The organism is Ilumatobacter coccineus YM16-304 (assembly GCF_000348785.1).
In the GTDB taxonomy this organism is placed as follows: domain Bacteria; phylum Actinomycetota; class Acidimicrobiia; order Acidimicrobiales; family Ilumatobacteraceae; genus Ilumatobacter_A; species Ilumatobacter_A coccineus.
Genome location: NC_020520.1, coordinates 1,153,808 through 1,174,289, shown reverse-complemented (window position 1 = coordinate 1,174,289; position 20,482 = coordinate 1,153,808). Strand labels below are relative to the sequence as shown.

The 20,482-nt window shown below is 66.6% G+C and carries 15 protein-coding genes; 2 read left to right on the top strand and 13 right to left on the bottom strand.

From position 1 onward, the window contains the following. Positions 1-11: 11 nt before the first annotated feature. The 4 genes from YM304_RS05235 to YM304_RS05220 form a co-directional block, all read right to left on the bottom strand. Positions 12-2,483, bottom strand: a complete 2,472-nt coding sequence (locus YM304_RS05235) for a DUF1501 domain-containing protein (RefSeq protein WP_015440605.1) — start codon at positions 2,481-2,483, stop codon at positions 12-14. 8 nt (positions 2,484-2,491) lie between these two features. Continuing rightward, entirely contained in the window at positions 2,492-4,015 is a 1,524-nt protein-coding gene (locus YM304_RS05230) for a DUF1800 family protein (RefSeq protein ID WP_015440604.1), read from the bottom strand. Positions 4,016-4,232: 217 nt separating this feature from the next. Then, the gene (gene rpmE / locus YM304_RS05225) at positions 4,233-4,466 is read right to left on the bottom strand and encodes a 50S ribosomal protein L31 (protein WP_015440603.1); all 234 of its coding nucleotides are present in this window, start codon (positions 4,464-4,466) and stop codon (positions 4,233-4,235) included. Positions 4,467-4,634: 168 nt separating this feature from the next. Next, positions 4,635-5,624, bottom strand: a complete 990-nt coding sequence (locus YM304_RS05220) for a hypothetical protein (RefSeq protein ID WP_041298035.1) — start codon at positions 5,622-5,624, stop codon at positions 4,635-4,637. A gap of 133 nt (positions 5,625-5,757) precedes the next feature. Between YM304_RS05220 and YM304_RS05215 the strand changes: the two genes are divergently transcribed. Together YM304_RS05215 and YM304_RS05210 are read left to right on the top strand one after the other, a co-directional pair. After that, positions 5,758-6,459: an FHA domain-containing protein gene (locus YM304_RS05215; RefSeq protein ID WP_015440601.1), complete on the top strand. Its 702-nt coding sequence runs from the start codon at positions 5,758-5,760 to the stop codon at positions 6,457-6,459. Beyond that, positions 6,456-7,508: a serine/threonine-protein kinase gene (locus tag YM304_RS05210; RefSeq protein ID WP_041298034.1), complete on the top strand. Its 1,053-nt coding sequence runs from the start codon at positions 6,456-6,458 to the stop codon at positions 7,506-7,508. Before YM304_RS05215 ends, YM304_RS05210 begins: the two co-directional genes overlap by 4 nt. Before the next feature lie 28 nt (positions 7,509-7,536). On the opposite strand, the gene YM304_RS05205 is transcribed toward YM304_RS05210, so the two are convergent. From YM304_RS05205 to argS, 9 genes are all read right to left on the bottom strand, one after another. Further along, the gene (locus YM304_RS05205; protein ID WP_162142037.1) at positions 7,537-8,832 is read right to left on the bottom strand and encodes a hypothetical protein; all 1,296 of its coding nucleotides are present in this window, start codon (positions 8,830-8,832) and stop codon (positions 7,537-7,539) included. A gap of 169 nt (positions 8,833-9,001) precedes the next feature. Then, positions 9,002-9,598: a hypothetical protein gene (locus YM304_RS05200; protein WP_015440598.1), complete on the bottom strand. Its 597-nt coding sequence runs from the start codon at positions 9,596-9,598 to the stop codon at positions 9,002-9,004. A gap of 46 nt (positions 9,599-9,644) precedes the next feature. Beyond that, positions 9,645-11,639 (bottom strand): transcription termination factor Rho, encoded by a 1,995-nt coding sequence (gene rho / locus YM304_RS05195; RefSeq protein ID WP_051071321.1) that lies wholly within the window; start codon positions 11,637-11,639, stop codon positions 9,645-9,647. 217 nt (positions 11,640-11,856) lie between these two features. Continuing rightward, on the bottom strand, positions 11,857-13,233 hold the full coding sequence (gene thrC, locus YM304_RS05190; RefSeq protein WP_015440596.1) for a threonine synthase: 1,377 nt from the start codon (positions 13,231-13,233) through the stop codon (positions 11,857-11,859). 15 nt (positions 13,234-13,248) lie between these two features. Beyond that, positions 13,249-14,565: a homoserine dehydrogenase gene (locus YM304_RS05185; protein WP_015440595.1), complete on the bottom strand. Its 1,317-nt coding sequence runs from the start codon at positions 14,563-14,565 to the stop codon at positions 13,249-13,251. 91 nt (positions 14,566-14,656) lie between these two features. Further along, positions 14,657-16,630, bottom strand: coding sequence for an eCIS core domain-containing protein (locus tag YM304_RS05180; protein ID WP_015440594.1), 1,974 nt, complete (start codon positions 16,628-16,630; stop codon positions 14,657-14,659). 63 nt (positions 16,631-16,693) lie between these two features. Beyond that, entirely contained in the window at positions 16,694-17,182 is a 489-nt protein-coding gene (locus YM304_RS05175; protein ID WP_015440593.1) for a type II toxin-antitoxin system PemK/MazF family toxin, read from the bottom strand. 212 nt (positions 17,183-17,394) lie between these two features. Further along, positions 17,395-18,675 carry a diaminopimelate decarboxylase gene (gene lysA / locus YM304_RS05170; protein ID WP_015440592.1) on the bottom strand — a complete coding sequence of 427 codons (1,281 nt, stop codon included), beginning with the start codon at positions 18,673-18,675 and terminating at the stop codon, positions 17,395-17,397. A 10-nt stretch (positions 18,676-18,685) separates the two neighbouring features. Beyond that, positions 18,686-20,416 (bottom strand): arginine--tRNA ligase, encoded by a 1,731-nt coding sequence (gene argS, locus YM304_RS05165; protein WP_015440591.1) that lies wholly within the window; start codon positions 20,414-20,416, stop codon positions 18,686-18,688. Positions 20,417-20,482: the final 66 nt, after the last annotated feature.

Sequence of the window (20,482 nt, the reverse complement as noted above, 5' to 3'; positions counted from 1 at the left end):
TCTGGCCCGAATCAGATGAAGTAGGCGGTGACGTCGGCAGTGAGGTTGAGTGAGCCGGCGTTGTTGTAGATGGTGACCTTGCCGCTGGAGCCGACCTTGGCCACGACCAGGTTGCCGGCGATCTTGCCCGCATCGGGGTTGAGACTGGCCGCCACCGGCCGATCTTCGCCTGTCGGGTAGATGGTGAGATACGTCCGCTGGCTCGGGCGGATGGCCGTGACGTTGAGCACCACGGCCTTCGCCGCCGACGGCACGCCGCCGCGTCCGGTCACCTGCAGCTCGACCTCGCCCTGCGTACCCACGAGGGCTTGCGGCGCACCGGTGCCGTCGCGAGTGTCGAGCAGGCGTGACGGTGCGACGGGCGACAACATCGCACCAGACGACGTGAAGCAACCGACGACGTCGGCGATGAGGTCGAGACTGCCCGCGCTGGCTTCGAGATTGATCTTGCCGCCTGCGCCGACCTTGCACATCACCATGTTCGGGATGAGGTCGCCGGCGATGTACGACAGGTTGGCCACGAGCGGCTTGTCTTCGCCGGCCGGCCATGCCGTGATCCAACCGTTGGCCGAGGGGCGTGCCGAGGTGAGGTTGAGCACGACGGCCTCGACCCCGGAGGTCGGGATCTCGCCGACGCCGGTGATCTGCAACGCCAGTGGCGTTCCGGCGCGCACCTTGGCAACCGGGGCTCCGATGCCTTCGCGCGTATCGAGGATGCGGTCGGGTGTGAGCGGCTGGATGCGGGCGGCGACGTCCTTGCGGAAGTAGCCCATCAAGTCGACGGTGACATCGACCTCGCCGGAGAAGTTGTAGATGCTGATCGTGCCGTCGGAGCCGACGCCGACCACCGACATGTTGGGCACCACGGCGCCCTGCCGTGGGTTGAGCGTCGCGGTGCCGGGACGGGCCTGACCGGTGGGGAACGCCGTGAGATAGGTGTTGGTGGCCGACGGGCGGATCGAACTGATGTTGACCGCGACGGCGCGCACGTCGGACGGCGGCACGCCGTTGGCACCGTTGATCTGCACCTTGACGGTCTGGCCCGCTCCGATGCGAACCCGACCGCCCGATGCTTCACGGGTGTCGAAGATGCGGGTGGGGTTGAGCGCGACGTACTGGCCGAGCACCTGACCGGGGAAGGTCGGTTCGGGCGACGGGCCACCCGTGAACAGGTCGAGGTCGTGGTAGCCGGGGACGATCGCGTCGGCGTCGCCGCCCAGCCACCCGTCGATGAGCGACCCGTAGTAGTCCTTCGTCGTGACGTGGGTCTCCATGCGGTCCCAGTCCTTCAACGGCTCGCCGTTGGGCTTGCGCAGCGAGGGCCGCTGTCCGTGGAAGCCGCCCTTGACATTGGCGCCCAGGACGAAGTGCGGGGCCGACGAGCCGTGATCGCTGCCTTCACCGTCGTTGGCGTGCGGCGTGCGACCGAACTCGGAGAACGTCATGACGGTGACACGGTTGCCCCAGTCGGGGTGCAGCCGAGCGAAGAAGCGGGTGAGCGCGGCGTTGAGCTCGACCATGCGTGCGCCGTGAGCCGGTGGCTGGCCGGCGTGATGGTCGAAGTCGCCCCAACCGACGCTGATGACGCGCATGCCGAGGTTGGCGTTGATGAGGCGAGCGGCGATCTCGAGCTTGGCGACGATCTCGGGTGACGGGAGGTCGTCGCTCTCGGGGATGATCGGGTTGAGCGTGGCCGCGATGTCGAGTTGGTCGGTCTGAGCACGTCCGACGCGTCCGAGCCAGTCGTTGCCACCGGTCGAGAGATCTCGGATCGCGTCGAGGAACTTGCGTTCTTCGGCCGTCGTGGCGACACCGAACGACGGTTTGCCGACGGGCACGGTGGTGCCGACGCTGCTCTGGCCGATCATGTGCAGCGGCAGCGACGACCCGATCTCGGCGGTGGCGTAGAGGTCGCGACTGCCCGACAGGTAGCCGTCGAGCCAGCGGCCGACCCAGCCGGTGTCGGGGATGTCGGGGGTAGCGCGACCCGACATCCACCAGGCCATCGACGAGAAGTGACTGAACTCGTCGAGCGTGTGCCCGACGCCTTCGACGATCGCGAGCTGCCCTGCGTCCCAGAACTGCTTGAGGATCGGGAGGTGCTGGTTGAGCCCGGAGTTCGCGTCGAGCGACAGCGTGTCGGCCGGCGCGATCGCGATCGGCGCGTGCATGTCGTAGTAGAGGCCGTCGTTGATCGGCACGACGGTGTTGAGGCCGTCGTTGCCGCCGAACATGCCGATGACGACGAGAATGCCGTCGTTCGGCCCGATCGGTCCCGCGGCCCAGGCCGACGGGTCGTGACCGGGGATCGCGAGGTCGAGCAGCGACGTGCCCGGCCCGGAGACCAGTCCGGCGCCCATGCCCATGCCGACGAGCTGCAGAAAGCGGCGACGGTCGATCTGGAACGGGTTGGTGGGCAGCGGCTCGGCAGGCCGATGGAGATGGCGGAGCGCTGCGGCGGTGGAGATGTCGGGATCGAGCATGGCAGGCCTCAGTTGATGTGCATCTCGGGAGCGAGCAGAGCGAGTAGGACGACGTCACGGCGTTCGTACTGGTTGCCACTGCCGGGTGGATTGGCCGAACTGCCGGGCGAGTCGGTCCAGTGCGATGCGCAGAAGTTGATGAGCGATTGCCGGGTGTCGTTGCTGTAGTGGACGTCCATCGCGTCGAGCAGTCGATCGACGAGCTGTTCGTTGGTCAGGAACGGATGCCACGGCGCTGGCGGGTTGTACGGGTCGTCGTCGGAGTCGAGCGACGCACCGACGATCTGGTCTTGGTAGATCTTCGTCCCGTTGATCTGGATGAAGTTCTTGTAGCGCTCCTCCCACGGGATGGTCTCGGACCAGTAGTCGTCGAAGATCTCCCAGATGCAGCCGAGGGCGATCCGGTTGCGGGCTTCGAAGGCGCTGGCGTTGACCCAGTAGCCGTTCGGTTTCCAGCCGCTCACGTTGGGTGGGTAGAGCAGCACCTGGCCGGCTTGGTCCATCAGCCACAGCGATGCGACCTGCGACGAGTTACGGCCGGTCGCCTCCATCAGCGCGACCATGTACTCGACGGGCTGGCGGACGAGCCCGCCCTCCACCGCCGGGTTGGTGTCGGGATAGAAGTCGTCGTGCACAAGCATGGCGCGCACCCATGGGCGGATGTCGAAGTCGTTGTCGAGCAGTGCGTCGACCATGTCGCCGAGCACACCGTCCGGCACGGTTCCGGTGTTGGCTTCGCCGAACTCCTGCCACAGCTTCTTCGACAGGAACTCGGCTGCGACGCTGCGAGTCGAGCGGTTGAGATTCGCACCGACCGGCACCGTGCCGCCGCCCGCGTAGTCGCCGAGGCCGAGCATCACGTCGATGGTCTGGAAACCCGCGTCTTTGAACGGCTTCGTGTTCTGATTGATCACGCGACCGAGAAACGTCTGAGCCTGGTACTCGTGACGCTCGACGACGAAGCTGTACGCACCGGTCTCCCAGTGGGCTGTGTGCCCGGTCCACGCCGCCGTGGAGGCTTCGACATCGGCTTCGACGTAGTTGCCGACGCCCAACACGAAGAGCTCCATCAGTTCGCGAGCGAAGTTCTGGTTCGGGGATTCGGCGAAGTTCCGATCGTTGTCGAGGTAGCGGAGCATCGCCACTTGGAGCGACATGTCCTTGAGGAGTTGCCCGACGTTGCCGTTGACGCCGTCGGAGCGCCACAGTTCGATCTGTTCGGCCATGAACGGCGCCGAGTTGACCTTGCCGAGCTCGGACGGGATGTGGCCGTGCCAGAAGAACGCCATGCGCTCGCGGAACGGTCGTGACGTGCCGGCCATCTGGTCGAGCCAGGCGCGTACGAAGTTCTGGCCTCGTTCCCAGTCGCTGCCCGACCCGAGCGACAGGGCGCTGGGCGCGCTGATCGCCATCACGTTGTCGACGGCGGCTTCGATCGACGCGAGGCCGGTCAGTTGATCGACGCGGGCCTGCCGGTCGACGAACTCCGTCCGACGAAGCAGGTGTCGGACTCTCTCTTCACTGATCGGCACGGGCGGTCTCCGGTCTCACATCTCGGACAGGTCTTCATACTCATGATCGGTCCGCCACACACAGAAGTTGAATCAACATCCGCCGACACGACTGTAACACGACCGTAATGTCACGCGGCGCGTGCTCGCCAGTGTTTTCACCCGGTGTCTCACCCGAAAACGACACACGCCGCCCCTGCCGGAGCAGGAGCGGCGTGATGCCGGACGATCGTGTGGATCAGTCTTCGGAGATGTTGGTCGGCTTGCCTTCGCGGCGGCCGTACCGCTTGTTGAAGCGCTCGACGCGTCCACCGGAGTCGACGAGCTTCTGCTTGCCCGTGAAGAACGGGTGGCACTCGTTGCACAGTTCGACGGTGAGGTCACCCTCGACGGTCGACTTGGTGACGAAGTTGTTACCGCACGAGCACTTGACCGTGGTGTCGGTGTACGAGGGGTGGATGTCGGTCTTCATGATGGTTCCTTTTCGATCTGGGTGGTGACGGCTGAGGTGCCCGATCGCCGCACTGGATGTGCGTGTCGCCCTCGTCGTCGAAGATCAGCGCTGAGTAACGCTATCCGTCTACAACCCGCTCACCCACCCGTTGTTCCCGATCGAGGTGCAGCGTGCGCGCCGTGAACGTCAGGATCGCCCGACTTCTTGTGCAGGAAGGCACGAGTGGAGACGCGGCGAGGCGCTGAGGTCGAAGGCGAACGACTCGGGCGCGGCCCCGGTCGTGCCGGGGTCGAGCGTGCCGACGAGACGTGTGGAACCCGATTCGGCGACCTCGAAGGCCCCGTCGACGACCTCGCTCACCCCGTCCTCGTGAGTGAGCGTGCCGGTGAACGTCGTCTCCCCCATCGAGACGTCACCGTCGATCGCCAACGACTGACCGGACTGGAACGTGTACACCAGGTCGGTGGCCAGATCGTCCGACACCGAGCACACGTCGACCAGGCCCAGCGCCGTGAAGTCGAACTCACCGGCGCCTTGAGCGATCAGCGTGGCGCAGATGTCGCCCGAGGTGGTGGTGGGGCCGACCTCGACGACCACATCGTCACCGTCGATCGGCACGATGTACGGCTCGACCTGGTTGATGTCGAACGTCTCGACCATGCCCGTGGGGCCACCGATGCGCGAGATGCCGATCGCCCCGCCGAAGTCGTACGACCACCGCTCGAGCGAGATCCGGTCGCCGCTGCCCGATTCCATCAGGTGCATGCTGACTCGGATGCCGGCGTCGCCGATCCCGGCATCGGGGTTCGAGTTCGGAAACGCGATACACGAGTACGTCTCGATGAACGTCTCGCCGTCGACGCGCAGCGTCCGTTCGGCAGGTGGCCCCGTCGGCAGCGTCGTGCCGGTGTCGGCGGCCGTGGTCTCCGGTCCGGCCATCGTGGTCGTCGACTCGACGGCGCTGGTCGTCGTGGAGCTGTCGGCAGTGGAGCCCGTGTCGGCAATCGTGGAGGTGGTCGACTGCGGGTCGCCGGCGCCGACGGTGTCGCCACCGCGACCCGTGATGCCGAGCGCGAGCGCGGCACCGACCGGCAGTGCGGCGAGCCCCACCACCACGGGCGCGAGCCACGGGGGGCGTCGGCGCCGTTCGGTGCGGATGTCGAAGTCGTTGGTCATGGCACTCCTCAGATCATGGCGGAGACGCGGCTCGGATTCCGTCACCATGATCGGCGCGGCTCGACTCGGCAATGGGGAGATTTCCCCATAGGAGCGAAACGCAGCGAGACGAATCGAATACGGTGACGCGAGGATGCAGCTGGAAATCGACTTCTGTGGGGAGGCCATCGCCGTCGATCGGTTGCCGTTCACCATCGGCCGTGACGCCGATTTCGTCATCGACGACAACCCGTATCTCCATCGTCGGTTCCTCCAGTTGTTCGTCGACGGCAACGGCGTTCCGATGATCGGCAACACCGGTTCGCAGCTCGTGGCCACCCTGTCCGACGCCGACGGGCGGATGGAAGCCATGCTCGGTCCGGGCGCGGTGATGCCCATCGTGCACGCCGACACGCTCGTTCGGTTCCAGGCCGGGTCGACGCAGTACGAGTTCGTCGTCGAGCGGGCCGACGTGGGCGAGCTCCCCGAGTTGGCGGACCCCGACGACGACGGCACCGCCACCATGGGCCGCATCGAGCTCACCCGTGATCAGAAGCTGCTCGTCTTGTCGATCGCGGAGTCGGCGCTGCGCGTCGGCAGCAACGCCGCCGCGCACATCCCGACGACCGCCGAGGCGGCGCGGCGCATCGGGTGGAAGACCACGAAGTACAACCGCAAGCTCGACAACGTGTGCGAGAAGTTGGCGCGCCTCGGCATCCGCGGGTTGCACGGCGACTCGGGGTCGCACGCCTCCAACCGCAAGGCCCGCCTGGTCGAGTACGTCCTCTCGTCGCGCATCGTGACCAGAGACGACCTGTGGTTGCTCGACGACGAACTCACGTCGACCGAGTCGTGAGAGTCGACGGATTCTCCGACATCGAACAGGTCGGCAGCGGCGGACTCGGCGACGTCTACCGGGCCGTGCGATCGTCGACCGGCACGGTCGTCGCCATCAAAGCGCTGCGGTCGACCGGAAGCCTCGACGCCCGCCTCCGGCGCGCCAACCGCGAACTCACCGCACTCGCCAGTCTGCGGGGACACCCGAACGTGATCAACCTCGAGGAGGTCGTGCAGACGCGAGACGACGAACTCGTCCTCGTGATGGAGTTCTCGCCGGGCGGCTCATTGGAAGATCGAGCGGCCGCAGCCGGCGGCATGCTGCCACTCAACGAGGTGATCGTGGTCGCGCAACACGCGGCGAGCGCGCTCGTCGCCGCGCACGAGGCCGGCATCGTGCACCGCGACATCAAGCCACAGAACCTGCTCGCCGGGTCGTTCGGTCAGGTGAAGGTGTGCGATTTCGGGATCGCGTCGATCGCGTCCTCCGACGACTTCTCGACGAAGACCAACGCCGTGTCGTACCGCTACGCGAGCCCCGAAGAGCTGCGCGGTGACGCCGTCGTCACCGCTGCGACCGACGTGTACTCCCTCGCCGTGTCGCTCGCCAAGCTGCTCACCAACCGCTACTTCACGCACGAGACCGCCGTTCATCTCCTCGACCCCGTGGCCACGCCGGGCACCGACGGCGATCGACCGTCCGATGCCGAGCAGGAGCTGCGAGCGCTCCTCGTGCGCTGCCTCAAGCACCGTGCCGCCGCTCGCCCCACCGCCGCCGAGTTCTCGGCGGCGGTCGACGAGCTCGCCGCCGGGCTCGGTGACGACCGTCTGACCGCGCTCGAGCGAGTCGAGCTCCCGACATCATCGGCCCCGACCGGTCTGACACCGTCGTCGACCGCCGATCGATCACGCTCCCGGTCGACGCTGGTGCTCTGGGCGGTGGCGATCGGATTGTGGCTGGCGGTCGCGGTGCTCGCCGCGATCTACCTCACCGGATCCGACAGCGCAGACGCGAGCGACGGCCGGGCAGTCCGCCCGGCCGTCGCTGTGTCGTCATCGTTGGCGTGAGGTCATCGACGTCTCACGCCGTCATGTCTCACACTTCGGGGCAGAGACGCACCTCGCCGTCGAGGATCGTCACCTCGAGCTGACGGGACTGCCCGGCGTAGGCGCCGCCGTCGTTGCCGACCACGTTGGCGCTGATGACCATGCGGTCGCTGCCGGTGACACTGGTGGCCGCGTCGTCGTAGCCACCGAAGCTCGAGTTGGGTGCGGTGTAGTCGACGGCGAACATCTCACCGTTGGCCAGCGGCAGTGCTGTGAAGGTCCCGTACTCCGCCGTGTTCGCCTTGTAGCCGTACGCTTCAGCGACGTCGAACGAGCCGTCGTCCTGCTGGACCGGGGTGTACACGGTGCCGAGGCACACGTCGACGATCGAGTGCGTGATCGGGAACTCGGGGTTCGTCGGGTCGGTGGCGGTGACCGAACCACACTGGTCGGGCTCGGCGTCGAAGACCGGGTTGACCGACACGGGGAACCCGCCGTCGCCCTGGAAGACGATCATGCCGAAGCCCTCTTCGCCGAATTCCCCGAACTCCTCGATCTCGTAGCCATCGCCCCCGAAACCGCCGCCCTGGCTTCCTTCGTCGTTGTACCGCTCGACGTAGTCGATGAACCCGTCCACTTCCTCGTAGGCGTAGCTGGTGACGGAGAAGCCGGCCATCGGGTTCGACTGACAGACACGGAGGATCGGGTATTCCTGGTCGAGAATCCGAACGAAGCCTTCGGTGGCCACCGGGATGCCGTTCGGCGACAGCGTGGTCGGCGGAGCCGATGCCACCGTCGTCTCCGGCGCAGTCGTCGTGTCGGGCGCAGCCGTGGTCTCCGGCGCCACTGTGGTCTCGGGAGTTGCGACCGTGTCGGCGACCGACTCGACGGTGGTGTCGGCCGCCGGCTCGATCGTGGTCTCGGCGGCCGGTTCGATCGTCGTCTCGGGAGCGATCGTGGTCGTGAACCCGGTGGCGACCGGTGCATCGGCGTCGTCGCCACCGAACAGCGCCAGCGCGCCGAGCGCCACGACCAGACCGGCGACGAGGCCACCCGCTGCCGGGATCAACCAGCTGGGGCGACCCGATCCGCGGTCGTCGGATCCGCCACCCATCGGCGGCTCTCCACCCGATGGCGGAATCGCCGCTCCGCCACCGGCACCGGTGCCGGTCGCTGTGGCCGGGGTGACCGGCTGGACGAGCGTGGCGTCGGATCCGGCCGGGCCGGCCAGCGTGGGGTCGCTCTGCCCGCCCGGGAGGGTGATGTCGTCGTCACCGCTCGCAAGCGGTGGGACGGGCGGCTGGTCCGCTCCCGTGGAATCGTGGTCGTCGCCCTGGTTGGTCATGGCGTGAGCTTGCCAGATGGAGCGCGACATCGAAGTGTTCGAGATGTTCGTGGTGTTCATGGGAGTGCCTCGTTTCGGTCGGACCCGGCCCATCGCCCGGTCGCTGATGGCCATCGTGACGGAGCATCCCGAGCGGCGGAATGGGGAGACTTCCCCCGCCGCGCCCCTGTCAGGCGTAGGCGAACGACGTGTACATGTCCTGGTCGCGGTCGTACGCGAAGCGACGCGTGAGGCCCAGCGATTCGATCGTGGCGATCTGATGGTCGAGATGCTCGTTGGTGACGATCACCGGTGACTCGAGCGACCAGTCGTCGCGCAGCCACGCCAGCAACGAGTCGAGCAGCGTGCGTTCGAATCCATCGCTCCACGTCGACGGGCGCACCCAGAATGCGACCGTGGCGTCGACGGTCGACAGGTCGGTGCCGTCGTGCGACGTCACCACGGCCGATCGGAACATGCGGTCGTCGCCGGGAATGACGTAGACGCAACCGAGTACCTGGCTCTCGTCAGCGTTCATCACCGTGTACGTGTCGCGAGTGCCGCCTCGGTGCTCGCCGTCCATCTGCACGAGGTCGGCGAGGTTGTCGTCGACCGAGAAATCTTCGGGCGGATACGGGGGATCCTGCTCCCAGTGGAACAGGAAGTCGCGACTGGCCATCACCGCATCGTGGTCGAGCACCACGTCGGCCGGCACGAGTGGCCGCACGACGAAGCCGTTCGCTGTGTAGCCATCGGCGGGTTCGACCCCGCGCTCGCGGAAGCTCATGAGGGCATCATCCCTCCGGGGTCACTCGACACCCGGAGGTGACGCATCACATTCCCGGTTGCTTGGCGATCTCGGTGAGGAAGTCGCTGTTGGTCTTGAAGGTCTTCAACCGGTCCATGAGCAACTCCAGGCCGGCGGCAGCGTTGCCATCGGCGGCGAGGCCGCTGAGGACTCGACGGAGCTTCCAGACCATCTGGAGTTCACGACGATCGAAGAGCAGTTCTTCGTGACGAGTCGACGACGCATCGACGTCGATGGCCGGGTAGATACGGCGCTCGGCGACCTTGCGGTCGAGGCGCAGCTCCATGTTGCCCGTGCCCTTGAACTCCTCGAAGATCGCTTCGTCCATCTTGCTGTTCGTGTCGACCAGCGCGGTGGCGAGGATGGTGAGCGAGCCGCCTTCTTCGACGTTGCGAGCCGAACCGAAGAACTTCTTCGGCGGGTACAGCGCACCGGCGTCGATACCACCCGAGAGGATCTTGCCGCTCGACGGTGCCGCCAGGTTGTACGCACGGCTGAGACGGGTGATGCCGTCGAGCATGATGACGACGTCCTTGCCCGCTTCGACCATGCGACGGGCCTTGGCGATCGTCATCTCGGCGATGGCCGCGTGCTCGTCGCTCGGACGGTCGAAGGTCGACGAGATGACCTCGCCGCGCACCGTGCGCTGGATGTCGGTGACCTCTTCGGGCCGCTCGTCGATGAGCAGCACGATGAGCTCGACCTCGGGGTTGTTCTTCTCGATCATCTTGGCGATGGTCTTGAGGATCGTGGTCTTGCCGGCCTTCGGCGGCGACACGAGGATGCCGCGCTGCCCCTTGCCGATCGGCGAGATGAGGTCGATGATGCGCGCCGTCATGTTCGTCGGGTCGGACGGGTCTTCGAGCTGGAGCTTCTCGTCGGGGAACAGCGCCGTCAGGTCTTCGAAACGCGGACGCTTCTTCGCTGCCTCGGGGTCACCGTCGTTGATCGTGTGGACTTCGAGCAGCGCGGGGTTCTTCTCGTTGCCGCGTGCCGGGCGCATCTTGCCGGTGAGGCGGTCGCCCTTGCGCAGGCCGTACTGGCGAGCGAGCTTGACCGGGATGTACGCGTCTTCCTTGCTCGGCAGGTACCCGTTGATGCGCAGGAAGCCGTAGCCCTCGTCACGCATGTCGAGGTAGCCCGACACGTCGATCGGCTCGTTCGACTGCGGCTGGCCGTCGTCGTCGAGCAGATCGATGTCTTCGCCCTGCGGACCCTCTTGGTTGCGGTTGCCACCCTTGCGGCGACGGCGGCGACGCTTGTTGTTGCCCTCACCGTCGTTGTTGTTGCGGTTGCCGCCACCCTGGTTGTTGTTGCGGTTACGGCCCTGGTTGTTGCCGCCCTGGTTGCCCTGGCCGCCGTCGCGATTCTGGCCGCCGTCCTTGCCCTGACCGCCGTCCTTGCCCTGACCGCCCTGGTTGTCGCCGTTGTTGCGGTTGCGGTTCTGGCCGCCCTGGCGATCGTCGCCGTCGTTGCGGCTGCGGCCGCCCTGGTTGTCGCCGTTGTTGCGGTTGCGGTTCTGACCACCCTGGCGGTCGTCCCGCTTGGCGTCGTCGTTCGACGTGGCCGACTCGCTGTCGGTCGGGCCGCTGGTGTCGGTCGACACGCCCTGTGCACGCAGTTCGATCTCCCAGTCGGCGAGCGGTTCGCCGTCGTCGCCGAGCACGACCGCAGGTTCGTCCCCGCCACCGTTCTTGGCGTCACCGTTCTTGGCGTCATCGTTCTTCGAGTCGCGGTTTCGCTCGGTGTCTGCGCCCTTCGACGACGAACCGTTGGCCGATGCGCTGGCGCCGTTGCTGCTCGGCGACTCGGTGCTCGGCTCGTCGGTGCGGGCCGGAGCCGAGTCGGCTGCGGGGGCCGCCGGCTGGGCCGGGCCACCCGCGGTGTCGATGATCTTCTCGACGAGGTCGGACTTCTTCAGCTTGGAGATGCCTTTGATCCCCAACGCTTTCGCGATCTGAGTGAGTTGGTCTTTGTCCTTGCCATCCAGCGCGGACTTCTCGAGTGCCTCTGCGGCCATCGTTGCCTCTCTTTCACCGCTGTGTGGAGACGAGCGGCGAGGTGAACTCAGAGGAAGGGGTCGAGTCGAGCCACGCGAACGCGGCACGCGTCATCAAGTCCCCTGAGGAAATTCGCAGGAAGCGGAGAGTTCCGATCTGCGGTTCGGTGAGAACCGAACGACAACGACGTTAGTTGCTCGACACGAGGTATTGCAACGTTGGCCGAGATCGAGGCCGTCAGCGAGTGAGCGATTCGACGAGGCGTTGCACGGCGCCGAGGTCGTTGGCGACCGTCTGTGTGCGCTCGTCGCGTTCGAAGAGATCGGCAAGATGGGCCGGCAGCGCGGGGCGGATTCCGGTGGCCTGCTCGACCGCGTCGGGGAACTTCGCCGGGTGTGCGGTGCCGAGGGTGATGAGTGGACCGTCGTTGCCGTCGGGCCCGGAGAACAGCTTCGACGCGGCCGTTCCGGTTGCCGTGTGCGGGTCGAGCAGCATGCCGGTGGCGGCGTACACCCGCCCGATCTCGGCGAGCGTCGCGTCGTCGTCGAACGCTGCTGCGCGGAACGACCCCGTGATGTAGCGCTCGCGCTGGTCGGCTTCGATGTCGAGGCGGCCGCTCGTGCGGAACCTGGTGAGTTGCTCGTCGGTCATGCCGCCGTCGCGGTCGTTCATCTCGAACAGCAGTCGCTCGAAGTTCGACGAGACCTGGATGTCCATCGACGGGCTGAGGCTCGGCACGACCGGGCGCGCCGTCATGTCGGCGTCGTTGACGAAGCGGGTGAGGATGTCGTTGGAGTTCGACGCCAGGACGAAGTCGTTGATCGGAGCGCCCATCTCGCGGGCGATCCATCCGGCGAGCACGTTGCCGAAGTTGCCGGTCGGGACGCTGAACGTGGCGGGTCGGGCGAACGTCTCGGCGGCGACGACGTAGTAGACGGTCTGCGCCATGACCCGGGCCCAGTTGATCGAGTTGACCGCCGAGAGGTTGTTGCGGGTGCGGAAGTCGACGTCGTTGAACATCGCCTTCACCAGGTCTTGGCAGTCGTCGAACGTGCCTTCGACCGCCACCGCGTGAGCGTTCGGTGCATCGACCGTGGTCATCTGGCGACGCTGCACGTCGCTGGTACGGCCGAGCGGGTACAGGATGACGATGTCGACGTTGTCGCAGCCGGCGACGCCGTCGATGGCCGCCGAGCCGGTGTCACCCGACGTGGCGCCGACGATGGTGACGCGCTGGTTGCGCTGCTCGAGCACGTGGTCGAACATGCGACCGACGAGTTGGAGTGCGACGTCCTTGAACGCCAGCGTCGGGCCGTGGAACAGCTCTTGGACCCATTCACCCTGGCTGGTCTGGACGAGCGGGACGACCGCGTCGTGACGGAAGGTCTCGTACGCCTCGGTGCAGAGGTGGGTGAGCGTGATCTCGTCGATGTCGGGCTCGACGAACGGGAGCATCACCTCGACCGCCCGGTCGACGTAGGTGCGACCTCGCGACGGGGCGAGCGTCGGCCAGCTCTGCGGAACGTAGAGGCCCCCGTCGGTGGCGAGGCCGGCGAGGAGGACATCGGCGAACCCGAGCTCGTCGGCCCGACCGCGTGTTGAGACGTACTTCATGTGTCGACTCCCGCCTCAGTCGCCGATGACTCGGAGCAGCCCGCCGACGTTGCGAACGACGTCGAGGCCGCGCAGTTCGCGGACGGTGGCCTGCACGTCGGCTTCGCGTGCCGAGTGCGTGATGAACACGAGGCGGGCTTCGGGGCCGTTGCCCTCCTGTTCGGCGACACGGATGCTGACGCCGTGCGAGGCGAACACGCCGGTGACCGCGTGGAGCACGCCGGGTTCGTCGACGACATCGAGACCGAGGAGGTACTCGGCTTCGGTCTCGTCGATCGGGCGGAGCTTGGCCTCGTGCAGCACACCGAGTGAGCCGTGGGTCTCGCGCCGCAGGTTGATGGCGGCGTCGAGCACGTCGCCGAACACGGCGCTGGCGGTGGGTGCGCCACCGGCACCGCGACCGAAGAACATCAGCGAGTCGGCGAAGTCGCCTTCGACGAACACGGCGTTGAAGCTGTCGCGGACGCTTGCCAGCGGGTGCTCTTTGGGCACCATCGTCGGGTGGACGCGAACGCTGACTTCGTGCGACTCCGCGTCACGTTCGACGATGCCGAGCAGCTTGATGCAGTATCCGAGGCGGTCGGCGATCGAGATCTCGGAGCCCGAGACTCGGCTGATGCCTTCGTGGTAGACGTCCCCGGCCACGACCTTGGCCCCGAACGCAACGGTGGCGATGATGGCCGCCTTGGCGCCGGCGTCGTACCCTTCGACGTCTGCCGTGGGGTCACGCTCGGCGTAGCCCAGTGCTTGCGCTTCGGCGAGTGTGGCGGCGTAGTCGCCGTCTCCCCCGCCGAGAACGGCGTCGGTCATCTTCGTGAGGATGAAGTTGGTCGTGCCGTTGATGATGCCCATCACCCGGGTGATCGGCTCGCCGTGGAGCGATTCGCGCAACGCCCGGACGATCGGGATGCCGCCCGCCACGGCCGCTTCGAACAACAGGTCGCGCTCGGCGGCGTCGGCGGCGGCGTAGAGCTCGGCACCACAGTTGGCGAGGAGTTCTTTGTTCGCGGTGACGACGGGCTTTCCGTGCTTCAGCGCATCGAGGATGTAGCCCCGTGCCGGTTCGATGCCACCGATGGCTTCGACGACGAGGTCGATGTTCGGGTCGGTGACGAGTGATTGGGCGTCGCGGGTGAGCACGCCGTCGGCGAGGTCGACGTCACGCTGAGCCGACATGTTGCGAACGGCGACCTGGGCGATCTCGAGGCGGAGTCCGGTCCGCTGTTCCACGGTGTCGGCCTGGGTTCGGACGAGGTCGACGAGCGCCGCTCCCACGTTGCCGCAGCCGAGCACACCGATTCGGATGACCTGTACGCCGTTGTCGTCAATCACGCCGTCGAGGCTACGGCATCGAAGCGCGCCACCACGGGTGCATTGAGATCAGCGTGTGGCGACACCGCTCCGACCGCTCCGACGCCGTTCGTCAGCCGTCGCCGAGGTGAGCGTGTGCTTTCGCGTAGTAGCCGATCGAGTTCTCTTCGAGCATCCCTCGGGCGACCTCGGCGGTCCACTCGTTCGGGTTGAGGAACCCGCCGGCCGACTGGACTTCCTTCAGCTTCACCTTGAGCAGTTCGAGTCGTTTCAACGCTGCGGTGATCTCGCCGGGTGACAGCAGTGCACCGAGCGCCCATCGGAGATCGTTCGGGTCGAGACGCAGGATCCGCTCCGCCATGTCTTTGTCGACGTACTTCTGCAGCGGGTTGAACTCTTGGCGGCCCTTGTCGATGGCGGTCCGCTTGCCGAACGACAGGTCGTTGTCGATGCCGGTGAGCCCGACGACTCGGCCACTCTCGACGTGGAGCATGAAGTTGCCGGCGTGGCGATCGGCCTGCATCGCGATGATGTCGATCATCTGCATGCGCGACATCAGGCGCTGCAGCTCGGGGTCGTCGGCCTGCACCTGGCCTTTCACGTCGGCCGCTTTCTTGCCGGTGCTCCAGTCCATGATGCTGCCGGACTTGACGCCCTTGAAGGCGAGTTCGGCACGAGCGATCACGCCGCCTCGGAGGAGTTGGTCGAGACGAGCCATCGCCACGTCTCGTTTGGCCATCTCCGGGTCGCGGTCGAAGGGCATGTCGAAGTCTTCGAACGCGTAAGTGGTGGCACCTTCGGTCATCTGCTCGATCTCGGTCATCTCGCTCGACCGCTTGGGAGCGCCTTGCTGCTCCTTGAAGCCACTCATGACGCCGCTCTTCGTGTACTGCGTGACCTGGTTGATGCCGCCGCCGAAACTGTCGCCTTCGGTCGCGTGGCGGAGATCGACGGCTGCCGGGGCCGCCAGTTCGGCCCCCGAGCTCGCGTTCATCACGACGCCCATCCAGGTCGCTCCCATGTCGATGCCGCGCTGGTAGCTGCGACTCGATTCGGCTGCCACGACGCGCTCGCGACCGATCTGGCCGAGCAGGCTCTGCATGTAGGCGAGCTTCTTCTTGATGTCGTGCGACGGGCGTCGCTGCTTCCCCTTGTGCGTGATGAAGGCGAGCAACGCCTTCTCCAGATCGTCGAGGAAGAAGTTGTACGTCGCGAGTTGCTTGTCGGCAGCGGCCGGGTCGTCGTGCGCGAACTTGGTTCGGCGAAGCCAGTTGTCGACCGCTTGGAGCCGAGCCAGGATCGGTTTGTAGAGCTTGCTCTTCTCCTTGAGGCCACCGAAGAGCGTCTTCTTGTCGTCGATGGCCGGGCCGACCGCGTTCTCGACCCACTTCTTCGTCGGCATCAACCGCTGGACCGTCGTGTCAGCGGTGCGGCGGACGTCGGCGGCGCCGTCGGTGTCTCGCCGTTGCGACACGCTCCCCTGCTGGATCGTGTGTGTGAGTTCGTGGGCGAGGAGGTGCTGGCCGGAGGCGGTGCCGACGTCGGGCATGCCGTCGCGGAAGTAGACGTCTCGGCCGACGGTGAACGCTTTGGCCTGGATGCGGTCGCTCAGCTCGGCGGCTCGGGCACCCTGGTGGACTCTGATCTGGCCGAAGTCGGCGCCGAACGCGTGCTCCATCTTCGCTCGTGCTTCGACAGGGAGTGCGCTGCCGCCACCACGGCTGGACTGGATGGCGCGATCGGTGTCGTTGTCGACCGTGCCGCCGGCTGCTCCGATCGTGGCCGATCGCTGGACTCGTGTGGGCCGGGCCGGGTGGTCGACGGCGTCGGGCGCGGTCGTGGCCGCGCTCGAACCTCCGGACAGTCGCCGCACGACGCTGTCGGCGACGGCGTCTGCTTCGCGTTCGAACGGGTCGGACGCCGGTCCGACGGCGAGTTTCGCTTGCGCGATCGCTCCGGTCAGACCGAGCGGAGCCGTGGGACGTCGCGGAAGGTCCTGCTGTTCGGTGTCGTCGCTGCGACGTTCACGCTGTGGCGCGGTCTTCGACGGCGCTGGCCGTCGCATTCGGGTCGACATCGTCCCCATCGGATCACCATCCCTCTGCTCGAACGGTAGCTCAGGCAGCGGGGGTGTTCAATCGTGGGTCGGTCAGGTGCGTACCAGGTCGTGGTACTTGGCGAGGTTGCCGATGACCTCGTCGAATCGGTTCTTGGCGAGGACGGCACCTTCTCGTCGCACGTCGTCGGCGTCGATGGTCAGTAGGCGGTCGACCTTGGCCCAGCTGTCGCGTCCCTTGGGGTCCCAGGCTCCGGTGCCGACCGGCACGTGGTCGGCGCGGCCTTTGTTCTTCGAGGTGAGCGGCACGCCGGCGAGGTCGCCTGCGGTGCGTCCGATGATGACGACGGGGCGGTCTTTGCCGCGGGTGGCGTCTTCCTCGTACGGCACCCAGGCCCAGACGACTTCGCCGGGGTCGGCATCACCGTCGAGGTCGGGTGTGTATTCGACGCGAACGCCGTGTTCGACGATCTTGTTGCGCGGTGCTTCACGCTTGGTGGTCTTGCCGGCGAGCGGATCACGTTCTTGCTGAGCCGCCTGGATCTGCTTGACCAGCTTGAGGACGATGTTGATCCACTTCATGGGCAGGAGCGTACGCCGCCCAGAACTCCTGTTTCTTTTCGACCCGGTCCAAGGGAAACATCCGCTTGTTTCTTTTCGACCGGGTCCAAAGGAAACAAGCCAGCCACGCGCCGGCGCCGGGAGCGCCAGCGACCAAGCCTGGCAGGCGCCCGATCGTACGTGTTCGCCGGTCGGCCTGCGGTGAGGGCGCCGAGAGATGACGGTGAGGGCGCCTAAGGATAGATATCGGTGGCGAGGAGGTCGTCGAAGGTTTCGCGGCGGACGACGAGTTTGGCGTCGCCGTCGGCGCAGAACACGACGGGGGGTCGGGTGATCTTGTTGTAGTTGGATCCCATCGACTGGCCGTAGGCGCCGGTGACCGGCATGGCGAGGAGGTCGCCGACGGCGATGTCGGTGGGGAGTCTTGCTTCGAACGAGAGCACATCGCCGGATTCGCAGTGTTTGCCGACGAGGCGGGCGGTGAGGTCGCGTGGCGCGTCGACGGCACGGGGCAGGAACGATTCGTAGCCGGAGCCGTAGAGCACGGGGCGGGGGTTGTCGCTCATGCCGCCGTCGACCGAGACGTAGGTGCGCACGCCGGGGATCGTCTTGATGGTGCCGACGGTGTAGATCGTCATGGCAGCGGCGGCGGCGATGGAGCGTCCGGGTTCGACGCTGACTCGGGAGCGGACGCCGAGCGCGTCGCAGGCGTCGAGGAGGACGTTGCCCCACTGAGTGATGGTCGGGGCTTCTTCGCCTGCGACGTAGGCCACGCCGAGCCCGCCGCCGAGGACGAGTTCGGGAAGGTCGAGTGGCACGGCGAAGTTCGCCATGACCTCGGCGGCCTTGGCGAACGACGATGCTTCGAACACGTTGGAACCGATGTGGCAGTGCACGCCGACGAGGTCGACCGAGGTGGAGCGGCGGGCGCGGTCGACCGCTTTGACGGCGTCGCCGTTGCCGAGGTTGAAGCCGAACTTGGAGTCGTCTTGACCGGTGGCGATGAACTCGTGCGTGTGCGCCGAGACGCCGGGGGTGATGCGCAGCACGACCTGCGGGGTGGGCCCGCAGCCTTCGGCGGCGAGCATGTCGAGGCGGTCGAGTTCGTCGAACGAGTCGACGATGATGTGGCGCACTCCGGCGGTGATGGCTTGACGGAGTTCGGCGACCGACTTGTTGTTGCCGTGCAGCGTGCACGCCGACGCCGGGACGCCTGCCGACATGGCGACGTGGAGTTCGCCGCCGGAGGCGACGTCGAGCAGCAGCCCTTCGTCGTAAGCGAGTCGGGCCATCGCTCGGCAGAGGAACGCTTTGGTCGCGTAGATGACGCGTTCGGGGCCGAATGCACCGACCGCTTCGCGGCAGCGTGATCGGAGGTGTGCTTCGTCGTAGACGAAGACCGGGGTGCCGTACTCGGCGGCGACGTCGGCGACCGAGCAGCCGCCGACGGTGAGCATTCCGTCGGCCCCGACCGCGGTGTTGTCGGAGAGCAGATGACGTTCGACGGCAGTCACTGGTCGACGCTCACATCTCTTCCGGCGCGCCCATGCCGAGCAGGCCGAGGGTGCGTTCGAGCACGCGTCCGGTGAGGTCGGCGAGCGCGAGTCGGCTGGAGCGAACCGGTTCGTCGGACGACAGGATCGGGCAGTGCTCGTAGAACACGCTGAACACCGAGGCGAGTTCGTAGAGGTACGTGCAGAGCTTGTGCGGACTGTACGACTCCATCGTGGCGCCGATGGCGGTCGGCAGGGCCAGGATCTGCAGCGCCAGTTCCTTCTCGTGCGGTTCGTCGATCGAGATGGGCAGCCCGCGCACCGACTCGCGTGACACGCCGGCCTTGTCGAACACGCGGTTGATCCGAGCGTGGGCGTACTGGCAGTAGGGGCCGGTGTTGCCTTCGAATGCGAGCATCCGATCGAAGTCGAACACGTAGTCCTTGACCCGGTCGGTCGAGAGGTCGGCGTACTTCACGGCGCCGATGCCGACCATCTGTGCGACCGATTCGCGCGTGGCGGGATCAAGGGTGGGGTTCTTCTCGCCGATGGCGGCGTCGGCGCGTTCGATCGCCTCGTCGAGGAGTTGGACGAGCTTGACCGAGTCGCCCGAGCGGCTGCGCATGATCTTGCGGTCGTCGCCGAGGATGTTGCCGAACGCCACGTGGACGGCTTCGGTCGGTTCGACGAGCCAGCCGGCCATCTTGCAGACCTCGAACACCATCTGGAGGTGTTGTGCCTGCGGTGCGCCGACCACGTAGAGCATGAGATCGGCGTGGAGGCGTTCGACTCGGTCGATGATGCACGCGAGGTCGCTGGTGGCATACATGAACGCGCCGGCGCTCGACTTGGCGATGAGCGGGAGCGGATCGCCGTCGCGGTTGGTGAAGCCGGGCACGGTCACGACCATGGCGCCGTCGTCGGGGTGGACGAGATCGGCGGCTTCGAGACGCTGGTAGGCGCCTTCCATGAGGGGCTGATAGTTGGATTCGCCGGCGAGGTCGTCGTCGGTGAGGAGCACGTCGAGCTTGGTGTACACCTTGTTGAAGTAGGCGTTCGACATCTCGACGAGGCGACGCCAGAGCACGAGGGTCTCCTCGTCGCCGCCCTGCAGCTTGACGACTCGGTCGCGGGAACGCTCTTGGAACGCTTCGTCGTCGTTGAACTTGGCGTTGGCCTGTTTGTAGAAGCCGTCGAGGTCGCCCTGGCTGAGCCCTTCGGCCGCGACGTCTTCGCCGAGATCGAGGAGATGTTCGATGAGCATGCCGAACGGGCGTCCCCAGTCGCCGATGTGGTTCTCTCTGATGACCTCGTGACCGAGGAACTCGAAGAGTCGGACGAAGCAGTCGCCGATGACGGTGGAGCGCAGGTGACCGACGTGCATCTCCTTCGCGACGTTGGGAGCGGAGTAGTCGATGACGACGGTCTTCGACCGAGCGTCGGGGGCGACGCCGAGTCGATCGTCGCCGGCCACGGTGGCGAGTTGCTCCGCCAGGAACTCGGCGGAGAACGTGACGTTGATGAATCCGGGTCCGGCGATCTCGACGTCGTCGGCGACCGAGGCGAGCACCCCCGAGTCGACGACCTGCTGAGCGAGCTCTCGCGGGTTGGCACCGACCTTCTTGGCGAGCGGAAGCGCGCCGTTGATCTGGGCGTCGGCTCGATCGGACGGACGGACGGTCGGGTCGGCGGTGTCACCCCCGGCGAGTTCGGTGAAGACGGGTTCGAGCAGAGCAGCGAGGGTGGCGACGGGATCCGACATGCGTCGTCAAGTCTGCCGGATCGAGGCGGCTGCCACCCACAACATTCGCCACACGACCGCCGACGG